Annotated in this window: 22 protein-coding genes and 1 riboswitch; of the genes, 9 read left to right on the plus strand and 13 right to left on the minus strand. The window is 69.0% G+C overall.

The features are described 5' to 3' along the window. Position 1: 1 nt before the first annotated feature. The gene (locus AC3WS6_RS00490) at positions 2-640 is read left to right on the plus strand and encodes an NAD(P)H-dependent oxidoreductase (RefSeq protein ID WP_492499114.1); all 639 of its coding nucleotides are present in this window, start codon (positions 2-4) and stop codon (positions 638-640) included. On the opposite strand, the gene rlmN is transcribed toward AC3WS6_RS00490, so the two are convergent. Beyond that, positions 589-1,878, minus strand: a complete 1,290-nt coding sequence (rlmN, locus tag AC3WS6_RS00495; protein ID WP_492499115.1) for a dual-specificity RNA methyltransferase RlmN — start codon at positions 1,876-1,878, stop codon at positions 589-591. The two genes, AC3WS6_RS00490 and rlmN, sit on opposite strands and share 52 nt — an antisense overlap. A gap of 71 nt (positions 1,879-1,949) precedes the next feature. Between rlmN and AC3WS6_RS00500 the strand changes: the two genes are divergently transcribed. From AC3WS6_RS00500 to AC3WS6_RS00510, 3 genes are read left to right on the plus strand one after another with little or no spacing between them, the layout of a single operon-like run. After that, entirely contained in the window at positions 1,950-2,501 is a 552-nt protein-coding gene (locus tag AC3WS6_RS00500; protein ID WP_492499117.1) for a ribosomal protein L7/L12, read from the plus strand. Positions 2,502-2,557: 56 nt separating this feature from the next. Then, entirely contained in the window at positions 2,558-3,208 is a 651-nt protein-coding gene (locus AC3WS6_RS00505; RefSeq protein WP_492499118.1) for a bifunctional 4-hydroxy-2-oxoglutarate aldolase/2-dehydro-3-deoxy-phosphogluconate aldolase, read from the plus strand. Next, a complete protein-coding gene (locus AC3WS6_RS00510; protein WP_492499119.1) occupies positions 3,205-3,954 on the plus strand; it encodes a sulfite exporter TauE/SafE family protein in 750 nt (249 codons plus the stop codon). The genes AC3WS6_RS00505 and AC3WS6_RS00510 overlap by 4 nt, the downstream gene beginning before the upstream one ends. A 16-nt stretch (positions 3,955-3,970) precedes the next feature. On the opposite strand, the gene AC3WS6_RS00515 is transcribed toward AC3WS6_RS00510, so the two are convergent. From AC3WS6_RS00515 to AC3WS6_RS00525, 3 genes are all read right to left on the minus strand, one after another. After that, positions 3,971-4,804 carry an SDR family oxidoreductase gene (locus AC3WS6_RS00515; protein WP_492499120.1) on the minus strand — a complete coding sequence of 278 codons (834 nt, stop codon included), beginning with the start codon at positions 4,802-4,804 and terminating at the stop codon, positions 3,971-3,973. A gap of 85 nt (positions 4,805-4,889) precedes the next feature. Continuing rightward, positions 4,890-5,651 (minus strand): SDR family NAD(P)-dependent oxidoreductase, encoded by a 762-nt coding sequence (locus tag AC3WS6_RS00520; protein ID WP_492499121.1) that lies wholly within the window; start codon positions 5,649-5,651, stop codon positions 4,890-4,892. A 199-nt stretch (positions 5,652-5,850) separates the two neighbouring features. Beyond that, positions 5,851-6,417 carry a hypothetical protein gene (locus AC3WS6_RS00525; RefSeq protein WP_492499122.1) on the minus strand — a complete coding sequence of 189 codons (567 nt, stop codon included), beginning with the start codon at positions 6,415-6,417 and terminating at the stop codon, positions 5,851-5,853. A gap of 139 nt (positions 6,418-6,556) precedes the next feature. Between AC3WS6_RS00525 and AC3WS6_RS00530 the strand changes: the two genes are divergently transcribed. Beyond that, on the plus strand, positions 6,557-7,297 hold the full coding sequence (locus tag AC3WS6_RS00530) for a phosphotransferase (protein ID WP_492499124.1): 741 nt from the start codon (positions 6,557-6,559) through the stop codon (positions 7,295-7,297). A gap of 9 nt (positions 7,298-7,306) precedes the next feature. Here AC3WS6_RS00530 and AC3WS6_RS00535 read toward each other — a convergent pair whose 3' ends face one another. The 5 genes from AC3WS6_RS00535 to AC3WS6_RS00555 form a co-directional block, all read right to left on the minus strand. Next, a complete protein-coding gene (locus tag AC3WS6_RS00535) occupies positions 7,307-8,605 on the minus strand; it encodes a hemolysin family protein (RefSeq protein ID WP_492499126.1) in 1,299 nt (432 codons plus the stop codon). Between the two features lie 94 nt (positions 8,606-8,699). Continuing rightward, on the minus strand, positions 8,700-9,731 hold the full coding sequence (locus tag AC3WS6_RS00540) for a TerC family protein (protein WP_492499128.1): 1,032 nt from the start codon (positions 9,729-9,731) through the stop codon (positions 8,700-8,702). 200 nt (positions 9,732-9,931) lie between these two features. Continuing rightward, the gene (locus AC3WS6_RS00545) at positions 9,932-10,729 is read right to left on the minus strand and encodes an energy-coupling factor transporter transmembrane component T family protein (protein ID WP_492499130.1); all 798 of its coding nucleotides are present in this window, start codon (positions 10,727-10,729) and stop codon (positions 9,932-9,934) included. Beyond that, positions 10,726-12,108 (minus strand): ABC transporter ATP-binding protein, encoded by a 1,383-nt coding sequence (locus AC3WS6_RS00550; protein ID WP_492501429.1) that lies wholly within the window; start codon positions 12,106-12,108, stop codon positions 10,726-10,728. Before AC3WS6_RS00550 ends, AC3WS6_RS00545 begins: the two co-directional genes overlap by 4 nt. 74 nt (positions 12,109-12,182) lie before the next feature. Beyond that, a complete protein-coding gene (locus AC3WS6_RS00555) occupies positions 12,183-12,854 on the minus strand; it encodes an ECF transporter S component (RefSeq protein WP_492499131.1) in 672 nt (223 codons plus the stop codon). After that, positions 12,848-12,957: riboswitch (TPP riboswitch) on the minus strand. Its footprint overlaps the gene before it by 7 nt. An 82-nt stretch (positions 12,958-13,039) precedes the next feature. Here AC3WS6_RS00555 and AC3WS6_RS00560 point away from each other — a divergent pair. Next, positions 13,040-14,620, plus strand: coding sequence for a D-alanyl-D-alanine carboxypeptidase family protein (locus AC3WS6_RS00560; protein ID WP_492499132.1), 1,581 nt, complete (start codon positions 13,040-13,042; stop codon positions 14,618-14,620). A gap of 108 nt (positions 14,621-14,728) precedes the next feature. Here the strand turns inward: AC3WS6_RS00560 and AC3WS6_RS00565 are convergent, their stop codons facing one another. Together AC3WS6_RS00565 and AC3WS6_RS00570 are read right to left on the minus strand one after the other, a co-directional pair. Beyond that, on the minus strand, positions 14,729-16,966 hold the full coding sequence (locus AC3WS6_RS00565; protein WP_492499133.1) for an ABC transporter ATP-binding protein: 2,238 nt from the start codon (positions 16,964-16,966) through the stop codon (positions 14,729-14,731). Continuing rightward, positions 16,963-18,690: an ABC transporter ATP-binding protein gene (locus tag AC3WS6_RS00570; RefSeq protein WP_492499134.1), complete on the minus strand. Its 1,728-nt coding sequence runs from the start codon at positions 18,688-18,690 to the stop codon at positions 16,963-16,965. Before AC3WS6_RS00570 ends, AC3WS6_RS00565 begins: the two co-directional genes overlap by 4 nt. A gap of 274 nt (positions 18,691-18,964) precedes the next feature. Here AC3WS6_RS00570 and AC3WS6_RS00575 point away from each other — a divergent pair, with 274 nt between their 5' ends. Both AC3WS6_RS00575 and AC3WS6_RS00580 read left to right on the plus strand, forming a co-directional pair. Next, positions 18,965-20,014, plus strand: a complete 1,050-nt coding sequence (locus tag AC3WS6_RS00575; protein ID WP_492499135.1) for a hypothetical protein — start codon at positions 18,965-18,967, stop codon at positions 20,012-20,014. Beyond that, positions 20,011-20,412 (plus strand): GntR family transcriptional regulator, encoded by a 402-nt coding sequence (locus tag AC3WS6_RS00580; RefSeq protein ID WP_492499136.1) that lies wholly within the window; start codon positions 20,011-20,013, stop codon positions 20,410-20,412. Before AC3WS6_RS00575 ends, AC3WS6_RS00580 begins: the two co-directional genes overlap by 4 nt. A 39-nt stretch (positions 20,413-20,451) precedes the next feature. Here the strand turns inward: AC3WS6_RS00580 and AC3WS6_RS00585 are convergent, their stop codons facing one another. After that, positions 20,452-21,513: an enoyl-CoA hydratase/isomerase family protein gene (locus AC3WS6_RS00585; protein ID WP_492499138.1), complete on the minus strand. Its 1,062-nt coding sequence runs from the start codon at positions 21,511-21,513 to the stop codon at positions 20,452-20,454. Between the two features lie 123 nt (positions 21,514-21,636). Here AC3WS6_RS00585 and AC3WS6_RS00590 point away from each other — a divergent pair, with 123 nt between their 5' ends. After that, positions 21,637-23,265: an ATP-binding cassette domain-containing protein gene (locus AC3WS6_RS00590; protein ID WP_492499140.1), complete on the plus strand. Its 1,629-nt coding sequence runs from the start codon at positions 21,637-21,639 to the stop codon at positions 23,263-23,265. Positions 23,266-23,344: 79 nt separating this feature from the next. On the opposite strand, the gene AC3WS6_RS00595 is transcribed toward AC3WS6_RS00590, so the two are convergent. Then, positions 23,345-23,794 carry a hypothetical protein gene (locus AC3WS6_RS00595; protein ID WP_492499141.1) on the minus strand — a complete coding sequence of 150 codons (450 nt, stop codon included), beginning with the start codon at positions 23,792-23,794 and terminating at the stop codon, positions 23,345-23,347. Positions 23,795-24,278 lie beyond the last annotated feature (484 nt).

The raw sequence follows: 24,278 nt of genomic DNA on the forward strand, positions 1-24,278 counted from the left end.
CATGTCTTCCGCACTGATCATCGACGGCCACCCCGACGGTCGATCCCTCACCGCCGAACTCGCCCGGCGCTATGCGGCAGCGCACGGCGACGCCCGTGTCCTCGCGCTGCGCGACCTCGACTTCGATCCGTCGCTGCGCTTCGGATATCGCGAGCGCATGCAGCTCGAACCCGACCTCGTCGACGCCAAACGCGCACTGGCCGAGGCGGCGACCGTCGTCGTCTTCACACCCCTCTGGTGGGGGTCGGTGCCCGCGCTGCTGAAGGGCTTCTTCGATCGTGCGCTGCTCCCCCAGCAGGAGTACCGGTACTCCAAACTCGGAATGCCCGAGGGCCTGCTCACGGCGGCGAACGGTCGCCTGTTCCTGCTCGCAGACACGCCGTGGTTCCTCACGCCGTTCACCGGCCTCCCCGCACAGACGCACGTCGCCCGGGGAACCCTGCGCTTCTGCGGCATCCGCTCGGTGCGCACCACCCGCATGCTGGGCGTCAAAGACGCGAGCCCCGAGCGCATCGCATCGTGGCTGTCTCGCGCCGAGACCCTCGGCCGCCGAGACGGCATCCGTGATCGCGGCCGCGACTCGGGGACTCAGGCCATCGCGGCCGAGGCGGCCTCGTCTTCGGTCGTCGCGACGAGCTGACCGCACGCGCCGTCGATCTCCTTGCCGCGGGTGTCGCGGAGGGTCGTCGGGATGCCGGCGTCATTGAGCCGGCGCACGAACTCGTTCTGTACCGAGGGCTCCGACGACGTCCAGATCGAACCGGGCGTCGGGTTCAGCGGAATCGGGTTGACGTGCACCCAGCCGCGGCCGCGCTCGTTGAGCTTGTCGGCGAGCAGATCGGCGCGCCAGGCGTGATCGTTCATGTCCTTGATCAGGGCGTACTCGATCGAGACACGGCGGCCGGTCTTGGCGTAGTAGTCGTAGGCGGCGTCGAGCGCCTCGTCGACCTTCCAGCGGGAGTTCACCGGAATGAGCTCGTCGCGCAGGTGGTCGTCGGGGGCGTGCAGCGACAGCGCGAAGGTGACGGGGATGCCCTCGTCGGCGAGCTTCTTGATCGCCGGCACGAGTCCGACGGTCGACACCGTGATACCGCGGGCGCTCATGCCCAGGCCGTCGGGCTGCGGCGCGACCATCGAACGCACCGCGTCCATCACGCGCTTGTAGTTCGCGAGCGGCTCGCCCATGCCCATGAAGACGATGTTCGACACGCGCTCCATCGAGTGGTCGTCGGCCTTCTTGCCGCCGAGGCCGCCGTCGGCGATCAGGCGGTTGGCGCGGACGATCTGCTCGATGATCTCGGCCGTCGACATGTTGCGAGTGAGACCCGCCTGGCCGGTGGCGCAGAACGGGCAGTTCATGCCGCATCCGGCCTGCGACGACACGCAGAGGGTGATACGACCCGGGTAGCGCATGAGCACGGACTCGACCAGCGCGCCGTCGTGCAGACGCCACAGGAACTTGATCGTGTCCCCGCGGTCGGTCTCGAGGCGACGCACCTCGGTGAGCAGGGGCGGCAGCATGCCCGCGACGAGCTGCTCGCGGGTGTCGGCGGGCAGGTCGGTCATCTCGGCCGCATCCGACGTGTAGTGACGGAAGTAGTGGGTCGAGAGCTGCTTCGCACGGAAGCCCGGCAGGCCGAGCTCCTTGACCTTCTCGACGCGCTCGGCGGGGGTGAGGTCGGCGAGATGCACGGGCGGCTTGCCGCGCTTGGGGCTGGCGAACTGCAGCAGCGGCCGCCCTTCGGCATCCTTCTGCTGCGTCCAGCCCTCGGTCGCGGGGCGAACCTGCGCCGGGCCGGTGGAGCGGACGGCTCCCGTGCGGGACGACGCGGATGCTGCCTGGGGGCGCGTCTCGCGCATGCGGGGAGTCTCGGTCATACCCTCCAGGGTACGCGGTGCCGGGTGGGAGACGGCTGGGGCGCCGAGGACACGGTCCATAGACTCGACCCATGGAGATCGTCCTCTGGATCGGAATCGTCGTCGTGGTCATCGCGGTCGGCGCGGTGATCATCGCCGCGGCGCTCCGGGGCATGCGCCCCCAGGTGCCGGATGCCGAGGACTACCGCCCGTCTCCGGAACGCCAGAGGTCGGCGGCCGCGACCACGACGATCAGCCCGGCATCCGGCCTCACACCCGAGGTGATCGCCGAGATCGACCGACTCGTCACGGCCGAACAGAAGATCCGCGCGATCAAGGTCTACCGCGAGCACACGGGTGTGCGGCTGCAGGAGGCGAAGGACCGCATCGACCACTGGTCTGTCAGCACGACGGCCCCGCATGCCGCGGCCGTCTCGAACGCCTCGGTCGCCCATTCCTCGATCACGGCGACGGCGGCCTCGGTGCGCGCAGGCCTCCCCGCCCCCGTCGCGGCCGAGATCGACGGACTCGTCGCGGCCGACCAGATGATCCATGCCATCAAACTTGTCCGCGAGCAGACCGGCTTCGGGTTGAAGCAGTCGAAGGAGATCGTCGAGTCCTGGCCGCATCCGCGCCACATGTGATCGCGGTCGCCGGGAGTCGGGAAGAATGAGGGCATCCCCCCGATGAAGGAGCCCCGATGCCCGACCGTCTCGACCGCGCCCGCCGCACCGGAGTGCTCGCTGTGCTGCGCGCCCCGTCACCCGAGCTCGCACTCGAGGCGTCGGAGGCGATCATCCGCGGCGGGGTGACCGGAATCGAGGTCACGTTCTCGACTCCCGACGCGCCCGCCGTGATCCGCGAGCTCATCGCGCGCCACGGAGACGCGGCATACGTCGGCGCCGGCACGGTCACGACGCCGCAGCAGGCAGCAGCCGCGGCGGATGCCGGTGCCGAGTTCCTCGTGAGCCCCGGAACCCTGCCCGCGCTCACCCGCACCATGCTCGACACCGGCCGCGTCGTCATGACCGGCGCGATGACGCCCACCGAGGTCATGGGTGCGCTCGAACTCGGCGTCGACGTGGTCAAGATCTTCCCCGCCTCCCTCGGCGGTCCGTCGTACCTCGGCGCGCTGCGCGGCCCCTTCCCGGATGCTCCGCTCATGCCGACCGGGGGCGTGACCCCCGACAACCTCGCCGACTGGTTCCGCGCGGGTGCCGTCGCGGCCGGAGCCGGCGGCGACCTCGCCAACGGCGCATCGATCACCGCCTCCGACTGGCCCGACATCGAGCAGCGCTCGGCGCGGTTCGCCGCCGCACTGGCTGCGACGCGCGCCGACGCCCCTCGGTGATCGCGCTCGAGCCGTGGGCCTGGGCGGCGCTCGCACTCGCCGCCGTCACGATCGGCATCTCGAAGACCGCGCTGCCCGGCGGCAGCATCCTGGCGATCGCCCTCTTCGCGACCGTGCTGCCCGCCCGCACGTCGACCGCGGCGATGCTGCTGCTGCTCATCGTCGGTGACGTCTTCGCGCTGATCACGTACCGACGTCACGCGCATTGGCCCACGCTGCTGCGACTCGCCCCCGCGGTCGTCGCCGGGCTGCTCGCCGGCTTCGCGTTCCTCGCGCTCGCGGGCGACGGCATCGTGCGCCGCGCGATCGGCGTGATCCTGCTCGTCATGATCGCCGTCACACTGTGGCGGCGATGGAGACAGAGCCGGGCGGATGCTGCCGCGCACGAGCCGGGCGGCCTGCTGCTGTCGGGCGTCTACGGCACGCTCGGAGGATTCACGACCATGGTCGCGAACGCCGGCGGACCGGTCATGTCGATGTACTTCCTCGCCACGCGCACCCCGGTGCAGGTGTTCCTCGGCACTTCGGCGTGGTTCTTCGCGATCATCAATCTCGTGAAGATCCCGTTCTTGGCAGGTCTCGGCCTGTTCGAGGGGCACGTGCTGCTGATGGATGCCGTGCTCGCCCCCCTCGTCGTGCTCGGCGCTCTCGCCGGCATCCGACTGGCGCAGCGCATGGACCAGCGCCTGTTCGACCGCATCGTGATCGTTTTGACGGTCGCCGGCGCCGTGTACCTGCTGTTCTGACCTCCGCTGCGCCCGGTCAGTCGAGGAAGATGTCGGGGAAGAGGCGGTCGTCGGGGGTGCCGGGCACCGCGGCGTAGCGTGAGAAGTCGGTCACGCCGTCGGCCTCGAGCACGTCTTCGACGATGAGCGACTGTCCGGTGTACTCGGCAGCGGGCTTGAGCAGCACGGCGTACGCGGCGTCGGCATAGATGTCGGGTGTGCGACTCGCCGCCATCACCTTGTCGCCGCCGAGCAGGTTCTGCACCGCGGCCGTGGCGATCGTGGTGCGCGGCCACAGGGTGTTGGCGGCGATCCCGTCGCGGGCGAACTCGGCGGCGAGGCCGAGCGTGACCATCGTCATGCCGAACTTCGCGAGCGTGTAGCCGGTGTGCGCGCCGAGCCACTTCGGCGTGGGGTTGAGCGGTGGCGACAGCGAGAGGATGTGCGGGTTCTCCGCATCCTTGAGCATCGGCACGGCCGCGCGAGAGAGCATGAACGTGCCGCGCACATTGACGTCCTGCATCAGGTCGTACTTCTTGGCCCCCAGCTCGAGCGAGCGAGACAGGTCGATGACACTGGCGTTGTTGATCACGATGTCGATGCTGCCGAACTCGCCCTGCGTCTTCAGCACGGCCTCGGTGATGTCGTCGTCATCGCGCACATCCCCGACGATCGGCAGCGCCTGACCACCGGCCGCGCGGATCTGCTCAGCGGCCGAGTGCACCGTGCCCTCGAGCTTGGGATGCGGGGTGTCGGTCTTGGCGAGCATCGCGACGTTCGCGCCGTCAGCGGCAGCCCGCAGTGCGATCGCGAGGCCGATGCCGCGGCTGCCGCCGGACATGAGGATGGTCTTTCCTGCCAGTGTGCTCATCAGTCACCTTCTCGTTCGAATCGCGTACTTTGCGATTTTCCGGCTCGAATCGTGCCAGGTGCGCGATTCGAAAGCCGGAGCGGGTCTACTTCGGGGCCATGCGGATCGCGCCGTCGAGACGGATCGTCTCGCCGTTGAGATACCCGTTCTCGATGATCTGCTGCACGAGCGACGCGTATTCCTCGGGGCGTCCGAGTCGCGAGGGGTACGGCACCTGCTGGCCGAGCGAATCCTGCGCGGCCTGCGGCAGGCCCATCAGCATGGGGGTCTCCATGATTCCGGGAGCGATCGTGCAGACCCGGATGCCGTGCCGGGCGAGCTCGCGGGCGACCGGCAGCGTCATCGCGTGCACGCCGCCCTTCGAGGCCGAGTACGCGGGCTGACCGATCTGCCCGTCGAAAGCAGCGACGCTGGCGGTGTTGACGATGACGCCGCGGTCGCCGCTCTCGGTCGGATCGTTCGTCGCCATCACGGCCGACGCCTGTGAGAGCACGTTGAACGTGCCGACGAGGTTGATCCTCACGACGCGCTCGAAATCGGCGAGTACCGCGGGGTGGCCGTCGCGATCGAGCACCTTCGCGGGCGGCGCGATGCCCGCGCAGTTCACCACGATGCGCAGCGGTGCCTTCGCCTGCGCCGCGGCGACCGCTGCAGCCGCGTCATCTGCGCTCGTCACGTCTCCTGCACAGAAGATCCCGCCCAGCTCGGCGGCGATCTCGGCGCCCGGCGACGACGGCAGGTCGAGGATCGCGACGACGGCCCCCGCCTCGGCGAGAGCACGGGCGGTGGCGAGGCCCAGCCCTGACGCTCCTCCGGTGATGAGCGCACTCGAGCCCTGGATCTGCATGCGGTTCTCCTTCGAACGTGCGACTCAGTGTCAGCCTAACTGATCCGCAGTCCCACCCGAGATGCGGAGGGCGGAGGCTGGAGATCGCCACCGAGCCTACGCGGACTCGATCCCGGGCGCACCGAGGGGGAAGGTCCCCCACGGACCTTCCCCCTCGATTCGGCGCATCGCGAGACGACGCGCCGCCCCAGTAGACCGATCAGACTTCGATCTGTCCCGCGATCGCCTTGAGCTTGTGCCGGGCCAGCGCGAGATTCGCCGAGGTCTTGTTGAGCACCAGGTAGATGAAGAGCCCGCTGGCGCTCGTCGTGTTGAGCACGTTGATGAGGTGGTACTGCGAGGTGAGCGTGATGAGGATGTCATCGATCTCGTCGGTGACGCCCAGGTCGCGCATCGTGACGAGCTTGGCCCGCACGACGTTCGAGTTGCCGGCCGCCGCGACGCCCAGGTCGAACGAGGGGTTCCCGCCCTGCGCCAGAGCCATGCCGCTCGCATAGTCGACGATGGCGGCGCCGGTGGCGCCCTCGATGGAGAGCAGCTGCTGCAGCGCGTCGTCCAGTGAGCTCATGTTCGGGTACTCCTCTGTGGTCAGGATGGTCTCGGGGTGCGCAGACTCGCGCGGGATCGTGGGAGCACTGGCGTCGGCCTGTATCCACTGCACGAACTGGTCGAGATCCTGTTCGCCGGCGATCACGGGAGTGGACGACGGTTCGTCGGCGTCGCCGCCGCTGCGTCGCCACCACTGGGACCGGGACGAAATGCGCACGGAGACCTCTGGTGTGTGATTGGTGTGGTGCGGCCGCAGAGCGCGACCCCGACAGACACTAATCGAAGGTCAGGGGCGAAATCCGGGAGTATTCACGTATTCCGATATACGTTCCGATGCTCGCTGGCAGGATGGAGATGTGAACCTTCCGCTGGCATCCGTCCCCTCTGCATCGACCCCGGTGCCTGACGTCGTTCGACACCTCGCGGGAGGAGCCCTCCTCGAGCCGATCTGGCTGAACGGCATCGGCGGGCTCACGTTCCGCACCGACGACGGACGCTTCATCAAGTGGGGTCCGCACGACCTCGAGGCCACCATGAGCGACGAGGCCGAGCGGATGCGCTGGGCGCGACGCTGGATCACCGTGCCCCGCGTGCTCGATCAGGGTTCCGACGCGGATCAGGAATGGCTCGTGACGGCGGCGTTGCCCGGCCGCAGCGCGATCGACGCGCGATGGCGGGACTCCCCCGAGGTGGCGGTGCGCGCCGTCGGATCCGCGCTGCGGGCGCTGCATGATGCGCTGCCGGTCGACGAGTGCCCGTGGACCTGGGACCCGGCATCGCGCATCGCCAACGCCCATGCACGCGGAGTCACCGTGCCCGCGGATCTGACCGACCCGCCGCCGATCGACCGTCTCGTCGTCTGCCACGGCGACGCCTGCATGCCGAACACGCTGCTCGACGACGACGGCCGACCCCTCGCACACGTCGACCTCGCGACCCTCGGAGTCGCGGACCGATGGGCAGACATCGCGGTCGCCTCGATGAGCACCGGGTGGAACTACGGCCCCGGCTGGGAGGACGTGCTCATCGAGGCGTACGGCGTCGAGCCCGATCCGGCGCGGCTGGAGTACTACCGCCGCCTCTGGAACGAGACCTGAGTCGGTCGATCAGTCGCGCTGCGCCTCCGCGGCATCCGGCTCCTCGCGGAGCGCCACCCGGATCTCGGCGATGCGTCGCCGATCGACCGCCGTCACCCGGAGGGTCGCTCCCGGCACCTCCACCGAATCGCCGACCACCGCCAGGCGTCCGAGCATCTCGGTGACGAACCCCGCGACGGTGTCGGAGGCACCGCGGGGCAGGGCGATCCCCGTGATCTCGGCGAAGTCCTGCAGGTTGAGGCGCCCGTCGAGCGCGCCGCCGGCAGCCGGCATCCGGTCTTCTCCGGTGTCGTACTCGTCGAAGATCTCGCCGACGACCTCTTCGACGAGGTCTTCGAGGGTCACGATGCCGTCGGTGCCGCCGTACTCGTCGACGACGACCGCGATGTGCTGCGATCCGCTGCGCATACGCGTCAGGGTCGGCAGCACACCGGCGGTGGACGGCACGTATTCGACCGGGCGCATGAGTCCGTGCACCGCACGCTCGGCATCGGTCGACGCCGCCTCGAAGAGGTCGCGCACGTGCACGAACCCCACGATGTCGTCGAGCGACGCGTCGATCACGGGGTACCGCGAGAACGGCAGCTCCCTGACCTGCGCGACGGCCTCGGCCAGCGTGGCAGCCCCGTCGAGCGCGACGACCTCGGGGCGGGGCCGCATGACCTCGCTGACCTGGCGACCGCGCAGCGACAGCACGTCGTCGAGGATGCGCCGCTCTTCGTCGGGCAGGCTCTGGTGGGTCGCCACGATGTCACGCAGTTCTTCGTCGCTGAGTTCGTCGGCCGCCTTGTTCGGGTCGCCGCCGAGCAGGCGCACGACCGCGTTCGTCGACACCGAGAGCAGCCAGATGACGGGTCGCATGACGGTGGCGAAGCCGTCGAGCACCGGCGCCACGGCATACGCGAACTGCGCGTTGCGCTGGATCGCCAGGCGCTTGGGCACGAGCTCGCCGAGCACGAGCGACAGGTAGGCGATCACGAGCGTCAGCAGCACGGTCGCGGTCGTCATCGCCAGAGCCTCGGGCATGCCCCAGGCCTCGAGCAGCGGCGCGACCGACGGGGCGATCGAGGTCGCACCGTAGGCGGCCGAGGCGAATCCGGCGACCGTGACGCCGATCTGCACGGCGGAGAGGAACGTGTTGGGGTTCCTCGCCAGGCCCGCGACCTTCTCGCCGCGCTTTCCGCGAGCGGCGATCGCGTTGAGCTGGCTCTCTCGCAGCGTGACGAGGGCCATCTCGGTCGCGGCGAACACACCGCCGACGAGGACGAAGACGAACACCAGAGCGATGTTCAGCGCGAGATCACCCATCAGCGGATCACCTCGCGGCAAGTGGGGGCGCCCGAGGTCATTCGGGCGCCGGGTCTGTCGGGGTCTGCGGACGCGTCTGAACGGCGCGACTGATTCACGAGTGATCCTTCTGGTCGGTGGTGAGGGGTGCAGAGGTGGAGGGGGAGTCGAGCGCGTCGCGCTTGTCGTCGCGGCGCGTCTTCATGAGGCTCGCCACTGTGGCGACAGCGATGGTCGCGCCGATGAACACGAGCGAGAACCAGATCGGGATCTCCGGGGCCCACAGCATCGGCTCGCCGCCGTTGATGAACGGCAGCTCGTTGACGTGCATCGCGTGCAGCACGAGCTTGACGCCGATGAAGGCGAGGATGACCGCGAGGCCCTGCGCCAGGTACACGAGGCGCTGCAGCAGACCGCCGATGAGGAAGTACAGCTGGCGCAGACCCATGAGGGCGAAGGCGTTGGCCGTGAAGACGATGTAGGCCTCTTCAGTCAGACCGTAGATCGCGGGGATCGAGTCGACCGCGAAGATCAGGTCGACGAAGCCGATCGCGATGATCACGAGGAACATCGGCGTGAAGAAGCGCTTGCCGTCCCGCTGCACCGTGAGGCGGTCGCCGTTGTACTCGTCGCTCACCGGCAGGATGCGGCGCACGAAGCGCATGAAGCGACCGTTCGCCGGGTTGTGGTCGCCCTGCGCGAAGGCCTGGCGGTAGGCGAGGAAGAGCAGCAGAGCGCCGAACAGGTAGAAGATCCAGGAGAAGTTCTCGATCAGCGTCGCGCCGAGGGCGATGAAGCCACCCCGCATGATGAGCGCGATGACGATGCCGATCATCAGCACCTTCTGCTGGTAGATGCGCGGCACCGCGAACCCGGTCATCACGATGAGGAAGACGAAGAGGTTGTCGATCGACAGCGCCTTCTCGGTCAGGTACCCGGCGAAGTACTCGCCGCCGTACGTCCAGCCCGAGACCGTGCCGATGCCGACGCCGAACAGCAGCGCGAGGCCGATGTAGAAGGCCGACCAGCGGGCGGATTCGCCGATGGTGGGCTCGTGGGGCTTGCGGACGTGCGCGAAGAACTCGTACACGAAGAAGGCGATCGTGACGGCGATCGTGATGATCCACACGAGGGGGGTGATGTTCAAGGGGGCTCCAGAGACGAGGCGTGACGATGTCGACGCCAAGGTCTTCTCCATTCTCGCGAGCGAGAACCGGGGACCCGGGATGCAGGGACATCCGTAATGACGAGCCGCCCGTGGTGGAGTACTCCCCTTGGGTTCAGTCGATGCTACCGAATACATCGGCATTCCAGCTATGAGAAAGCTGAGTATGGACCGAGGGTCGCTCAGGTCGTCGGACCCAGGATGAAGTTCCAGGCTCCCGACATCACCGCCGCCGTGATCGCGATCGTGGGGATCACCGCCGCGACGATGACGAGCAGCGTGTCCCGACGATCCCACGTCGACTCCCGGGCCCAGGACCTCGGCTCGGTTCCACCGAACCCGCGCGCCTCCATCGCGGTCGCGAGCGACGAACCGCGACGGATCGCGAGCACGAAGAGCGCGAACGCCATTCCCAGCACACGTCGGATCCGTCCTTGGTCGGCCACGCCCCGCGCGCGTCGGGCCAGTGCCAACGCGCGCCAGTCCTCAGTGAGCAGGCCCAGCATCCGCATTCCGGCGAGTGCGCCGATCACGAACCGGGCGGGCAGCCGCACGCGCTGCGCCAAACCGTCGGCCAGATCCGTCGGGTCGACCGTGACGAAGAGCACGACAGCCGGAAGACCGATCGCGAGCACGCGCACCGCGGTCGCCGCGGCGAGAGCGAGGGATCCGTCACTGATGCGCACGACGAACCATTCGACATGGATCGTTCCGCTCGTCGCGCCGTACAGCGCGATCGTGACGGCGCCGAGCGGCGCCGCGATCCACAGCACCGCGGTGCGAGTCCAGAACTCCCTGGCACCCAGCCCCGCGAGCAGCAGCAGCGGGATCTCGAGGAGCAGGGCGACGGATGCCGAGACGACGTCGATCGACAGCACGAGCGGAAGTGCGATGAGCAGCGCCGCGGCCAGCTTCGCCAGCGCCGAGCGCGGCGCGACGGGCCCGCGGCGATCGGTACGGGCGGTGAGCGGATCGATCATCGGCGCACCTCGATGCGTCGCGCATGCAGCGCCTCGAGCACGGCCTCGTCGTGACTGATCGCGACGACGGCGGTGCCCTCGTCGCGAAGTCGCGCGATCAGGCCGACCAGCTCGGCCCAGGTCGTGGCGTCCTGCCCGAACGTGGGTTCGTCGAGCACCAGCATCCGGGGACGCGTGGCAAGGGCCGACGCGACGGTGAGACGTCGCTTCTCGCCGCCCGAGAGCGTATAGGGGTTCGCCTCGGCGAGCGCGGTGAGCCGCAGCCGTTCGAGCAGGTCGTCGACCCGCGCGGTGATCTCGGCGTCCGGCAGCGTGAGCGCGCGCGGGCCGACCGACAGCTCCTCGCGCACGGTCTTCGCGAGCAGCTGGTGCTCGGGCGTCTGCAGCACCGTGGCGATGCGGGTGAGCAGCGACCGCGACGACCAGCGGAACGGATCGGCCTTCTCCCCCGCCGCGAGCTCGGGGCGCGCCGCCACCGCACCGTCCTCAGCCGGGATGAGCCCCGCGAGCGTGAGTCCGAGCGTCGACTTGCCCGCCCCGTTCTCACCGGTGATGCCGAGCGCTTCGCCCGCCCGCACCTCGAGGTCGAAGGGGCCCGCGACGGCGAGGCCGCGACGCCGCGCCACCGTGAGACCGTGTGCCTCGAGGAGCACCCCTCCCGGCCGCTGAGCGGGAGGGGCCGGGTACACGGGCGGATGCCCCGGAACCCACACACCGGATGCCGCGAGCTCGGCGCCGCGCGCGCCGAGAACCTGCTCGGGCGTGCCGTCGGCCAGCACGATCGTGCCCCCGGGGTCAGCACCCAGCACGACCACGCGCGTGACGAGCGGCAGCCAGACGTCGATCCTGTGCTCGATCACGACCAGGGTGGCGCCGGTCGCATCGAGGGCCGCGGCCACCGCATCCCGCACGTCCGCCACTCCCTGCGGGTCGAGGTTGGCCGTGGGCTCGTCGAGCAGGATCGCCCCCGGCTGCATCGCGAGAACTCCGGCGAGCGCGAGCCGCTGCTTCTGTCCGCCCGAGAGGGCGGTCGTCGACCGGTCGAGGGCGACGTCGAGCTGCACGGCATCCAGAGCCCCGCGCACCCGCCGCCAGATCTCGTCGCGCGGAACGCCGAGGTTCTCACACCCGAACGCCACGTCGTCGCCGACCCGCGCGAGGATCGTCTGCGTGTCCGGGTCCTGCAACACCATGCCCACACGTCCGCGCGCGTCGGTCGGGGGAACGCCGTCGACCAGCAGCGCTCCGTGGGTCTCGCCCTCGTCAGCCCCGCCCAGCACTCCGCCGAATCCCTGCAGCAGGGTCGACTTGCCCGCCCCTGACGCTCCGAGAAGGAGGACCCGCTCGCCCGGATCGATCCGCAGATCGACCTCGCGCACCGCCCATCGCAGCCGCGTGGCATAGCGCCACCCCCAGCCGCGCGCTTCGAGCGCGGCCGGCCTGAGGGGCGAGGTCACACCCGTGCGGAGACCTCGCGGCCGGCGGCGAACCGACTCAGGGCTCCCGTCGCAGCGAGGCCCCGAGCGATCAGCCATGCGCCCAGCCCGGCGATCACCGCACCGGAGATGGTGGTCGAGACGATGTAGACGGTGGTGAACAGCGTGTCAGCGCCCGCGTACCAGAGGATGCGGTCATTGATGCCGCACGCGAGGCCCGCCCCGGCCCCCGCCAGCATCGCGACCGGCAACCGCCAGACGCCATACAGGAAGACGAGGAAGATCAGCTCTGCGCCGAGGCCCTGCACCAGACCCGAGACGATCGTGAGCGGCCCCCAGGCGTTGCCGACCAGCGCGGAGATGATCGCAGCGACCAGCTCGGTGTAGAGCGCCGCGCCGGGCTTGCGGATGATGAGACCGCCCAGCACGCCGGCGATGAGCCAAGGACCGGCGAGCAGACCCTGCACGCCGGGAAGGAGCGGGGTGAGGAAGGTGCTCGGAACCTCGTAACCGACGTTCCAGAGCAGGAAGATCACGGCACAGGCCACCGCGATGACGCTCGCCACGACGATGTCGACGACCCGCCAGCGCCACAGCCCGGGCCGACCGAGCCCCTTCGGCGCGCGAGCTCCGGTGGCTGCTGCTGCGGATGCCGATCCCGTGCTGGATCCGGACGTGGATGTGCTCATTGAATGCTCCTCCCTGCGCTGGCATTACCCAGATCAGGTTCGACGGTCGAAGCGCGATTCGCTCCCTCTCAGCCCGGCTCGCCGGACTCCCGTGGTTGTGCTGTCGATCATACCCAGTGCCGACACTCGCGTCTTCTCCTGTTGCGGCGCCCGGGATCGGGGCTCTGATTCGGTACCGTGAGGAGGTGACCGCTCCAGACTCCGCCGAGGCCACCCCCGACGCGCCCGCTTCGGCCGCTGACGCCGCCCATCGGGACGATGACGTCGATGCGGCGCTCGGCACCGGATCCGACACCCCCTCCGCAAAGGAGCCGGACGCAGAGGAGCCGGACGCAGAGGAGCCGGACGCTGAGGAGCCGGACGCTGAGGAGCCGGACTCTGGTGAGCCGGACGCGCAGTGGGCTGAAGCCGGACGAGGAGCCACCGCTCTCACCTGGATCGATCCGGTGGCGATCGGCCAGCGGTCGGCCACTGCCGCGCTCGACGATGACACCGATCGAGCAGTGGGTGGAGCAGCGCTGCTGCGCGATGCGCACCTGCGGCCTCGCATCGCCACTGCCGGAATCCTCGTCCCGCTGACCCTCGTGGTGGGCCTCGTCGGCGCGTATGCGGGATCGACGCTGCTGTGGCCGCTGCATGAGGTCGCTCCGACCGTGCAGTCGACGCAGCCGACACCTCTCGCCGCGGCGCCGGCCGAGGTGCTGTGGCCCGCGCAGGGAAGCGCGGCAGTGGGCATCACCGGCCTCGGGACCACGTCGTCGACCGCCGATCCCGCGGCGATCGCCAGCATCACGAAGGTCGTCTCGAGCCTCATGGTGCTCGAACGCATGCCGCTCGCGGTCGGCGAGCAGGGCCCGGAGTTCGGATTCACGCGTGCTGACAACCTCGAGTACTGGGACTATCGACGACTCGACCAGTCAGCCCTCGACGTGCCGGTGGGTGGCGTGCTGACCGAGTTCCAGCTGCTGCAGGGCACCCTGCTCGGCTCGGCGAACAACTACATCGACCGACTCGCGCAGGAGATCTGGGGATCGAACGCGGCCTTCGCGGATGCCGCAGCGACCTGGCTCAGTGATCGCGGGCTCGACGACGTCACGATCGTGACGCCCTCAGGCTTCGACGACCGCAACACCGCGACTCCGCAGTCGCTCATCGCGGTGGCCGAGATCGCCATGCAGAACCCGGTCTTCGCCGGAATCGTCGCGACCCCGTCGGTCGATCTGCCCGGCGCGGGCACAGTGGTGAACACGAACGGGATGCTGGCGGATGCCGGCGTCGTCGGCGTCAAGACCGGCACGCTCGGCGACAGCTGGAACCTGCTGACCGCGAAGGACATCACGGTCGACGACACGACGGTGCACGTCTTCGCGAGCGTGCTCGGTCAGGGCGACGACGAACAGCGTCTCGCCGAGACCCGCGCCCTGCTCGCCCAGGTGGAGACGGCGCTCGACGCGCAGGAGCCGGTGCTCGCGAAGGGCACGACGGTCGGCACCGTGTCGACCATCTGGGGCGAGCCCGTCGACATCGTGACCGACGAGGATGCCGACGTGGTGCTGTGGAACGGCGTCGCCGCCGAAGTGACCCCGTCGTTCGAGCTGGGCGAGGAACGCGAGTCGGGCGGCAACGTCGGAACGCTCACGAGCGTGGGTCCGCTCAACACCACCACGACGCCTCTCGTCCTCGCCGAGGATGTCGACGGGCCCAGCCCGTGGTGGCGTCTGACGCATCCCCTCGAGCTCTTCGGCATCTCCGGCCCCCAGCGCTGACAGCGGTGCCGCGGTGCCGCCCCACCGCCCCGCACGCAGAACGACGCCGCTCCCGGTGAGAGGAGCGGCGTCGTTCTGCGTGCGGGTGTGCGGCACCCGGCCTGTCGGTTACGAACCCTCTGACTGCGGACGTTCGACCACGGCCTGCGCTTCGGCCGCTGCTGCGGCGGGCGCAGAAGCGCCGACCGTCGCGCCGATCTGAGCCGCGGTCGCCGCCTCCTCCGCATCGCCGCTGACCACCACAGGGGTCGACCCCGTGAGCGCATCCTCGGCATCGATGTCTGCCGCCGCCTGCTCGAACTGCGACTGGTACAGACGCCAGTACGCGCCCTGCGCGGCGATCAGCTCGTCGTGCGTGCCCTTCTCGACGATGTCGCCGTGCTCCATCACGAGGATGAGGTCGGCGTCGCGGATCGTCGACAGACGGTGCGCGATCACGAACGAGGTGCGTCCCTGGCGCAGCGCCGCCATGGCGTGCTGCAGCAGCACCTCTGTGCGGGTGTCGACGGCCGAGGTCGCCTCGTCGAGGATGAGGATCGACGGCTGGGCCACGAACGCTCGCGCGATCGTGATCAGCTGGCGCTCGCCCGCCGAGACGTTCGACGCATCTTCGTCGAGCACGGTGTCGTAGCCGTCGGGCAGCGAATGCACGAAGCGGTCGACGTACGTCGCCTTCGCGGCCTCGAGGATCTCGTCGTCGCTCGCTGTGGAGCGTCCGTACCGGATGTTCTCGCGGATGCTCCCGGCGAAGAGCCACGGATCCTGCAGCACCATGCCGGTGCGCGAACGCAGCTCGTCGCGCGTGATCTTCGAGATGTCCTGACCGTCGAGCAGGATGCGCCCTCCGTTCAGCTCGTAGAACCGCATGATCAGGTTGACGAGTGTGGTCTTTCCCGCGCCCGTCGGGCCCACGATCGCGACCGTCTGCCCCGGTTCGACCTGGAAGGAGAGGTCGGTGATGAGCGGACGCTCCGGCGTGTAGCTGAACGCGACGTTCTGGAACTCGACGACACCCTGACCACCGGCCAGCTTCGGAGCGTCAGCGGCATCCGCCTCCTGCTCCTCGGTGTCGAGCAGCTCGAAGACCCGCTCGGCCGACGCCGTGCCCGACTGCACGACCGCGGCCATGCCCCCCAGCTCCGACAGCGGCTGCGTGAACTGCTGCGAGTACTGGATGAACGCCTGCACGTCGCCGAGACGCAGCTGGCCGCTGGCCACCATGAGACCGCCGAGCACGGCGATGCCCACATAGGTCAGGCTTCCGACGAAGGTCATCGCCGGCATGATGATGCCGGACAGGAACTGCGCCTTGAAGCTCGCCTGGAACAGCTCCTCGTTCTCGTCCTTGAACTTGTCGAGTGCGTCCTGCTCGCGGCCGAACACCTTGACCAGCGCGTGACCCGAGAAGGCCTCTTCGACGCGGGCGTTCAGTCGGCCGACCTTGCGCCACTGCATCCCGAAGGCCTTCTGCGACCGCGGACCGATGACGCCGAAGATCACGCCCATGAGCGGCAGTGCGACGAGGGCCACGAGGGCCAGCTGCCACGAGATGGAGAACATGAGCACCAGCACGCCCACGACCGTGAGCACGGCGGTGATCGCGCCGGACAGCGACTGCTGCATGGTCTGCGTGATGTTGTCGATGTCGTTGGTCACGCGCGAGATCAAATCGCCGCGCTGCACCTTGTCGAAGTACGACAGCGGCAGGCGGTTGATCTTCGCCTCGACCGACTCGCGCAGACGCCACATGGTGCGCACCATGATGACGTTGATGACGTAGCCCTGGATCCAGCTCAGGAACGCGGCGGCGATGTAGATCGCGAGCACCGCGATGATGACCCACCGCAGCGCCTCGAAATCGACCCCGTCGCCGACCCGGAAGCTGCCCAGCGCCGCGACCTGGTTCGCGAAGTCATCCTGCCCGCCCTGGCGGAGTGCGGCGACCACGTCGTCCTGCGAGGTGCCGTCCGGGAAGCCGGGGAAATCGCCGTTCGCCTGCGCGAGCTGCACCGAGATGAAGCCCTTGTAGATGAGGTTGGTGGCCTCGCCGAGCACCTTCGGGGCCGCGACCGTGAGCACGACGCCGACCGCGCCGGCGATCGACACCAGGATGAACCACACGGCCGACGGCTTGAGCAGTCCGATCATGCGGCTGAAGCTCTTGCCGAAGTTGTCTGCCTTGCCCGGCGCGACGCTGTCCCAGCCGCCGCCGTCCTGGCGGGCCTTCTCGGCGAGCTCGGCCTCGTACTTCTCCTCGTCGGTCAGCACGGGCTCGACCGTCGCAGTGGCCGACGCCGCCTTGGCTGCGCGGCCTCGTCGTGTCTTGGGCTCGTTCTGCTCGCTCATGCGTCGACCCCCAGCTGCGATTCGACGATCTCTCGATAGGTCGTGCTCGTCTCGAGGAGTTCCTCGTGGGTGCCGACGCCGACCATGGTGCCCCCTTCGAGCACGACGATGCGATCCGCATCGGTGATGGACGAGACGCGCTGCGCGACCACGATCTTGGTCACATGCGGAAGCTCACGCCACAGCGCCTGTCTCAGGTGCGCGTCCGTGGTGAGGTCGAGAGCGGAGAACGAGTCGTCAAAGACGAGGATCTGCGGCTGACGGACGATCGCGCGGGCGATCGCGAGGCGCTGACGCTGTCCGCCCGACACGTTCGTACCGCCCTGCGTGATGCGCGACTCCAGCCCCTGGGGCATCTCTTCGACGAAGTCGCGCCCCTGGGCGATCTCGAGCGCCTGCCAGAGCTCGTCGTCCGTGGCGTCTTCGCGTCCGTATCGCAGGTTCGACGCGACGGTTCCCGTGAAGAGGAACGGACGCTGCGGCACGAGGCCAATGGTCGCCCACAGCGCCTCGACGTCGGCGTCGCGCACGTCGGTTCCCCCGACGAACACCGCACCGCCCGTGGCGTCGAAGAGGCGCGGGATCAGCGAGACCAGCGTGGTCTTGCCCGCGCCCGTCGATCCCACGATCGCCACGGTCTCGCCGGGCTCGGCGGCGAAGCTGATCCCCGTGAGCACGGGCGAATCCGCGCCGGGATAGGTGAACTCGACGTCGTCGAACGCGACCGCTCCCGGGGCCGGGAACTCTGTGATGCCGTTCGCCGGACGCTCCATGCTCGACGTCGTCTCGAGGACCTCGCCGATGCGCTCTGCCGAGACGGCGGCGCGCGGGATCATGATCGCCATGAAGCTCGCCATGATGACGCCGCCCATGATCTGACCGATGTACTGCATGAAGGCGAAGATGGTGCCGACCTGCACGGTGCCGCTGTTGACCTCGATGCCGCCGAACCACACGACAGCCACGACCGTGACGTTGAGGATCAGCATGAACAGCGGGAACAGCAGCACGAACAGGGATCCGACCTTGCGCCCGACGACCATGATGTCGGTGTTCGCGTCGCGGAACCGCTCTTCTTCGATGCGCTCGCGCACGAACGCCCGCACGACGCGCACGCCGGTCAGCTGCTCGCGCATGACCCGGTTCACGGTGTCGAGCTTGCCCTGATAGCTGCGGAAGAGCGGCACCATGCGGCTGACGACCAGACCGGCGACGATCAGCAGCAGCGGCACGGAGACCGCGATCAGCCAACTCAGGCCGATGTTGGTCTGCACGGCGAAGATGATCCCGCCGATCGCGAGGAGCGGCGCGGTGACGAGCATGGTGGCGCCCATCATCGCGAGCATCTGCACCTGCTGCACGTCGTTCGTGTTGCGGGTGATGAGAGACCCGGCCCCGAACTGCGAGACCTCGCGCTCGGAGAACCCGCTCACCTTGCCGAAGACGTCGGCACGGATGTCGCGGCCGGCGCCCATCGATGCACGGGCGGCGAAGTAGGTGGCGACGACCGAGGCGACGATCTGGCCGAGCGAGACCGCGAGCATGAACAGGCCGGTACGCCAGATGTAGTCGGTATCGGACTGCGCGACGCCCTTGTTGATGATGTCTTCGTTGAGACGCGGAAGGTACAGAGTCGCGATCGCGCTGGCGAACTGGAAGACCAGCACAGCAACGAGCAGCCACTTATACCGAGTGAGATAGCGGACGAGTATTTTTCCCAGCACAGGCGGACTTTCTAGGAAGGATGAAGTGGGAGATCTCCCGGCGAGCGGACGCGGGCCGACGATCGCGCACATGCAAGGGTGGCACGAACCACGGACTTTCGGATCCCCCTGTAGGCGGACCTTCGCTCACAGCGAACCATTACGCGCCCTGATCGGCAATTTCTGCCCTTCGTCCAGAAGCTCGGATGCGACCTCACACTTGCGCTTGTATCGCTGTCGAGGTACAACTTGTGTCAGACATCAGGTACAAAATCTGACTCGGGGGACGATGACCATGGACAGACTGATCGCGCTGCTCACCGCCGACCCGGCGCAGCTCTTCGGAGTGCTGCTCTCGCAGCCGCTCTTCTCGCTCGCGATCGCCGGCGCCGCCGCCGCTGTCTGGCTGGTGGTGCGTCGACGCCGCGGCAGCGCAAGCGGCGTCGCGACGACCTCCGCCGAACTCGACGACGTGATCCGCACCCGATACCGACCCGAGCGTGTCGCGCTGCGGATCGCAGCAGTCACGGTCATCGTCGCGCTCGGTGTCGAGAACCTCACGGCCACCGTGCTGCCTCCCGACGGCGACACCGTCTCGTGGTGGAGATACGCCGGGCCCGCCCTCGCCGGTGCGATCACGCTGGTCGCGCTCCTTCTCGTGATCACGCTGCGGGGCTCCGCCGCACCACGACGCCCCGTGCCGCTCGCCGGCCACCGCACCTGGGCGAGCTTCGGAACCCGCGGCGATCTGTACGGCGCCGCCCTCGCGACTCTCGCGCTCGCCCTCACGACGATCGCGGCCGGGCTGCTGTCGTCCCCCGACCCGAAGGGCCGCTACGTCTGGCTCGAGGTCCCCATCCTGAACACCTCGGTCGATCCGCTGCGCCCCTGGTTCTTCGGCTGGGCCTATGGAGTGCCCGTTCTGCTCAGCGCGGCAGCACTGCTCGTCATCACCGTCGCAGCGCTCCGATGCAACGCGATGCGTCCCTTCGTCGCACCCGAGACGCTCCGCCTCGAACGACTCCAGCGATCGACCGTGGCATCCGGCATCCTTCGCATCTCGACCGCGTCGGTGCTGCTGTCTCTCGCCGCCGCCTGGCGCTTCATCGCGGAATCCGGAACGACGACCGGTCTGTCGATCGAGGGCGTCGGCACCTACGAGGTCGCCTGGAGGTACGCCGAGCTCGCGGCCGCTGCGGGGTGGGCGGCCCCCCTCATCGAGGTGGTGGCGTTCCTTCTGCTGTTCTTCTGCACCGGCATCCGTGCACCCCGCCGACGGACGTCCGAGCCGGGACGCGACGAGGTCGGCGAACCGCTGCTCGTGCTCTCCGAGGCCGACCGGTGAGCGACCGCGTCGGGGAGACCTCTGCCCCCGCGCCCGCCTCGCTCGACGACACGAGCCCGGCCGTCGACATCTACCGCCAGTTCCGGGGCCTCATCGTGTCGGGTCAGCTCGGCGCGGGCGAGCGCCTGCCCACCGTGCGCCAGACCGCCAGCGACCTGGGCGTCGCCGCGGGCACGGCGGCACGTGCCTACCGACTGCTCGAACGCGATGGGCTGGTGGTGACGCGCACCGCCGCCGGCACGCGTGTATCGGACTCTGCAGGCGTCGTGCCGCACGCCGTCATCAGACAGATCAGAGAGCTGGTCGCGGCCGCGGAAGAATCCGGGAGCCCGATCGACGACGTGATCGACGTCCTGCGCGTGGTCGCCCGCTCGTCGTCAGCCTCCGAGCCGCACTGACGCTCGGCCTGACTCCGGCTCGGCGCCGCGCGTTCCGGCTCAGAACAGCGGATGCTCCGGCACGTAGTCGCGCGCGGGAGCGCCCGCGTCCGCGCCGAGTGCATCGAGCGTCGGCGGATCCCACCGCGGATTCCGATCCTTGTCGACCAGCTGCGCGCGAATGCCCTCGACGAGGTCGGGGTGCTGCGTCACGAACCACATGACCCGTCGGTACTCCCCCTCCAGAGCCGCGCGCAGTCCGGGCAGCGCTCGCGCCTCGCGCACGGCGTCGAGGGTCACCGCGAGGCCCGTCGGTCCGAGGCTCTCCAGCAGGTCTGCGGCGGCCGCGGCATCCGTCTCGTCGCGTGCGCGCAGACGCGAGACGATGTCGACGACGGAGTCGGCCGAGAACGCCGCGTCGATCCAGTCGCGCGACGCGGACAGAGCCGACGGCTCCGGCGTCTCGTCGAAGAGCAGCACGATCTCGGCCGGTCCGGTCGGATCCGCGCGATACGCGAGCGCCTCTCGCAGAGCCTCGAGTCGGTCAGACGGCACGACATGGTCGGCGAAGCCGAGCAGAACCGCATCGGCGCCGTTCATCGTCGAGCCGGTGAGGCCGAAGTATTCGCCGTAGCGGCCGGGAGCGCGACCCAACAGCCAGGTGCCTCCGACATCCGGAGTGAAGCCGATGCGCGTCTCGGGCATCGCGAGCTTCGAGCGTTCCGTGACGATGCGGATGGACGCGTGGCCGGACAGCCCGACGCCCCCTCCCATCGTGATGCCGTCGGCGACCGAGACGACGGGCTTGGGGTACTCCGCGATCATCGCGTTGAGCGCGTACTCGGCGCGGAAGAACTCGGCGGTCTGCTCGGCGCGTCCCTCCAAGATCTGCTCTCGCAGGGCCCGGACGTCACCGCCCGCGCACATGCCGCGCTCGCCCTCGCCGTCGATGAGCACGATCTGCACGTCGCTGTCGGTGCGCCAGCGATCGAGCGCATCGGCGAGCAGGCGGATCATCTCGATGTCGAGGGCGTTGATCGCCTCGGGGCGGTTGAGGGTGAGTCGTCCCAGCGCGCCTTCCGTACGGACGAGGACGCGGGGCACCGCGGTGGAATCGGTCACGGGTGTCAGGCTACCCGCTCGATCGGGTCTTGCGATGAGGCCGAATGATGAGGTAAATGCGCGATCCGAGCGCTTTTCCGGCAGGATAGACGGAACTGCCCATTTTTCAAGGAGAGGTCGCGGATGCCCGACGGACAGGTGCTCGAGTTCACGCGCGTGACGAAACGCTTCAATGAGGTGACGGCGGTCTCCGACTTCTCCGCGCGGATCGAGCCCGGTGCGGTCACGGCCTTCCTCGGCCCCAACGGTGCGGGCAAGACCACGAGCCTGCGCATCCTTCTCGGCCAGGTGCGCGCGACCAGCGGCACCGCCACGATCGGCGGGGCCGCATACTCGGAGCTGCGCAACCCTCTGCGCACGATCGGCTCCGTGCTCGAGGAGACGGTCTATCGGCCACGCCGCTCGGCCGCACGCCAGCTCACGATCGCGGCCAAGGCCAACGGCATCCCGCTCTCTCGCGTCGACGAGGTGCTGTCTCTCGTGGGCCTCGAGAACGAGGCGGACGGGCGCATCGGCAGCTTCTCGCTGGGCATGCGTCAGCGACTGAGCGTCGCCCACGCTCTGCTGGGAGACCCCGGAGCGCTCGTCTTCGACGAGCCGGCGAACGGACTCGACCCCGAAGGCATCCGGTGGATGCGGCTCCTGATGCGGCGTCTCGCCGACGAGGGTCGCACTGTGCTCGTCTCGTCGCATGTGCTGAGCGAGGTCGAGCAGGTCGCGGACAACGTGCTCGTGCTCTCGCGCGGTCAGCTGATGCTCTCCAGCGGTATCGAGACGCTCGCCGACCCGTCGTCCGGCGCCGTCGTGGTCGACGCCGCCGATCGCGCCGCTCTCACCGCCGCGCTGTCTGCAGGCGGCTTCGAGGTCGAGGTGCTGCGCTCCGGCCTCACCGTGCGCGGCGGCGACGCCGGCACGGTGGGTGCGATCGCGGCCGACGCCGGCATCGCGCTGACCACGCTCGTGCAGCGGGGCCCCACGCTCGAGGACATCTTCATCGAGCTGGTCCGCGGCGGCAAGCACGCGCCCCGCGAGATCGCCACACCGGCGATCGTCATTCCGCCGGTGACGGGAGATGACGCTGCGCCGGAGGCTGAGGCTGAGGCTGAAGAGGCCGCTCCGGAGCAGGCTGCAGACGAGCCCGCAGCGGAGACGGCTGTCAATGCGTCTGCGACTGAAGTGCACTCCGAGATCCCTTCGGATGACGTATCGCCCAAGCCTTCCGAGAACGCTGACACAGATGCAGACGCCGACGCTGAGGCGAGTGCGGGCGATGAGGTCGCCGACACCTCTGCCCAGCCTTCGTTCGACGACATCCTGTTCGGCACCGGGAGCGAGCACACGGCGACCGCGACGGAATCGGAGCACTCCGAAGCGGACGACGCCGAGCACTCGGGCCTCGAGACCTTCGCCGACCTGCACAGCGAGACTCCCGCGCCGGAGGATGCGGAGGACGACGCCGAGACGCACTCCGAAGCGGGGCGCGCCGGTGATGAAGAGAACGACGACCCGCGGTCCGAAGCCGTCAGCTCGATGCTGGCTGCCGCCGCGCGTGCGTACTACCAGGACGAGCCGAAGCAGTACCCGTTCGCAGGCGGTGACGGCGAGTCCGGTGCCGAAGACGGATCCGGGGCCGACGACGCGCCCGCCGACGGGGACGACGGCGAGAGCAACGAGGGCGAGCAGGGCGAGCACCACGAGGGCCACGAGGGCGAGCACCACGAGCACCACGAGGGCGAGCAGCACGAGAGCTGATCGCCCCTTCCTTTCACGACGAACGCCCTCCGCACCGACAGGTGGCGGAGGGCGTTTCGCGTGACGGCCCTCTGGATGATCAGGCCGGTCGCGGCCTGATCACAGGACGTCGACGCCCCTTCGAGGTCGTGGACGGCGCGGTGGCGACGATCTCCTCGACGTCGGCGGGCTCGTGCGAGACGTCGAGCCGCAGCGCCTGCGTGAGCGCCAGGCCGTGGCTGGTCGTGAGGATCAGTCTCCGGTACTGCTCATCGCCGTCGAGATCGATCACGACGCTCGGACGGCGGCGACGGATCAGGACGAAGTCGACACTGCCGGCGGCCTTCCACGTGCCCGAGGCGAGGACACCCGGAATGTGGGTGCCGGGGTTCGGCACGCCCCGCAGCCAGGTCCAGGCGTCGTCGATGAGCTGCACCTTGGTGATGGTGCTGCGCGCGATGCGCAGATTGTCACGGTGGAAGCTCGCCGCACGCTCGATCGGCGAGAGCACGATCTCGAGTTGCGTCTGGTCAAGCAGCAACGTCACCATGCGACAAGTCTGCCAGCGGTGCCCTGCGAGTTGTCTGCTTCTTGCTCACAGGACGGCAACGATCCGTTGTCCGTTCTCTCCATGGCGCGCTCTCCCATTCCGATGTTCCGCTCTGTTATTCGAACAAATCTACTAGCCTCGGAGCATGCCCACCGCCACCGAGTTCAGCATCGAGCACCGCGCCGAGCTGCTCGACGCGTGGGTCGAGCAGCTCCGGCAGATCGCGTGTCTCGAGTTTCGAGGCTTCTGATCTTCGGACTGAGCGCCTTCGGCTCGATCGAGCCGAAGGCGACGGGCATCCCTATCACCGCGACGCCGGGTTCCTCGACACCCGCCACCCGCTTGTGCACGAGGCGTTTCGACGCGGTGCCATCACGGCGGCGCACGTCCGGGAGATCGTGCGAGCGGTAGGAATCGTGCGCGAGGCCGTGAGCGACGTGCGAGCGGATGCCGAAGCGCTGCAGCGCCATGGCGTCGGCGCCGT

The sequence above is a fragment of the Microbacterium sp. EB106-03-03-XG65 genome, assembly GCF_058791955.1.

Excerpts from the sequence above, each read along its gene's own strand:
- AC3WS6_RS00490 (WP_492499114.1), top strand. The coding sequence starts at position 2 with ATGTCTTCCGCACTGATCATCGACGGCCACCCCGACGGTCGATCCCTC.
- rlmN (WP_492499115.1), bottom strand. The coding sequence starts at position 1,878 with ATGACCGAGACTCCCCGCATGCGCGAGACGCGCCCCCAGGCAGCATCC.
- AC3WS6_RS00500 (WP_492499117.1), top strand. The coding sequence starts at position 1,950 with ATGGAGATCGTCCTCTGGATCGGAATCGTCGTCGTGGTCATCGCGGTC.
- AC3WS6_RS00505 (WP_492499118.1), top strand. The coding sequence starts at position 2,558 with ATGCCCGACCGTCTCGACCGCGCCCGCCGCACCGGAGTGCTCGCTGTG.
- AC3WS6_RS00515 (WP_492499120.1), bottom strand. The coding sequence starts at position 4,804 with ATGAGCACACTGGCAGGAAAGACCATCCTCATGTCCGGCGGCAGCCGC.
- AC3WS6_RS00520 (WP_492499121.1), bottom strand. The coding sequence starts at position 5,651 with ATGCAGATCCAGGGCTCGAGTGCGCTCATCACCGGAGGAGCGTCAGGG.
- AC3WS6_RS00535 (WP_492499126.1), bottom strand. The coding sequence starts at position 8,605 with ATGGGTGATCTCGCGCTGAACATCGCTCTGGTGTTCGTCTTCGTCCTC.
- AC3WS6_RS00545 (WP_492499130.1), bottom strand. The coding sequence starts at position 10,729 with ATGATCGATCCGCTCACCGCCCGTACCGATCGCCGCGGGCCCGTCGCG.
- AC3WS6_RS00555 (WP_492499131.1), bottom strand. The coding sequence starts at position 12,854 with ATGAGCACATCCACGTCCGGATCCAGCACGGGATCGGCATCCGCAGCA.
- AC3WS6_RS00565 (WP_492499133.1), bottom strand. The coding sequence starts at position 16,966 with ATGAGCGAGCAGAACGAGCCCAAGACACGACGAGGCCGCGCAGCCAAG.
- AC3WS6_RS00575 (WP_492499135.1), top strand. The coding sequence starts at position 18,965 with ATGGACAGACTGATCGCGCTGCTCACCGCCGACCCGGCGCAGCTCTTC.
- AC3WS6_RS00590 (WP_492499140.1), top strand. The coding sequence starts at position 21,637 with ATGCCCGACGGACAGGTGCTCGAGTTCACGCGCGTGACGAAACGCTTC.
- AC3WS6_RS00595 (WP_492499141.1), bottom strand. The coding sequence starts at position 23,794 with ATGGTGACGTTGCTGCTTGACCAGACGCAACTCGAGATCGTGCTCTCG.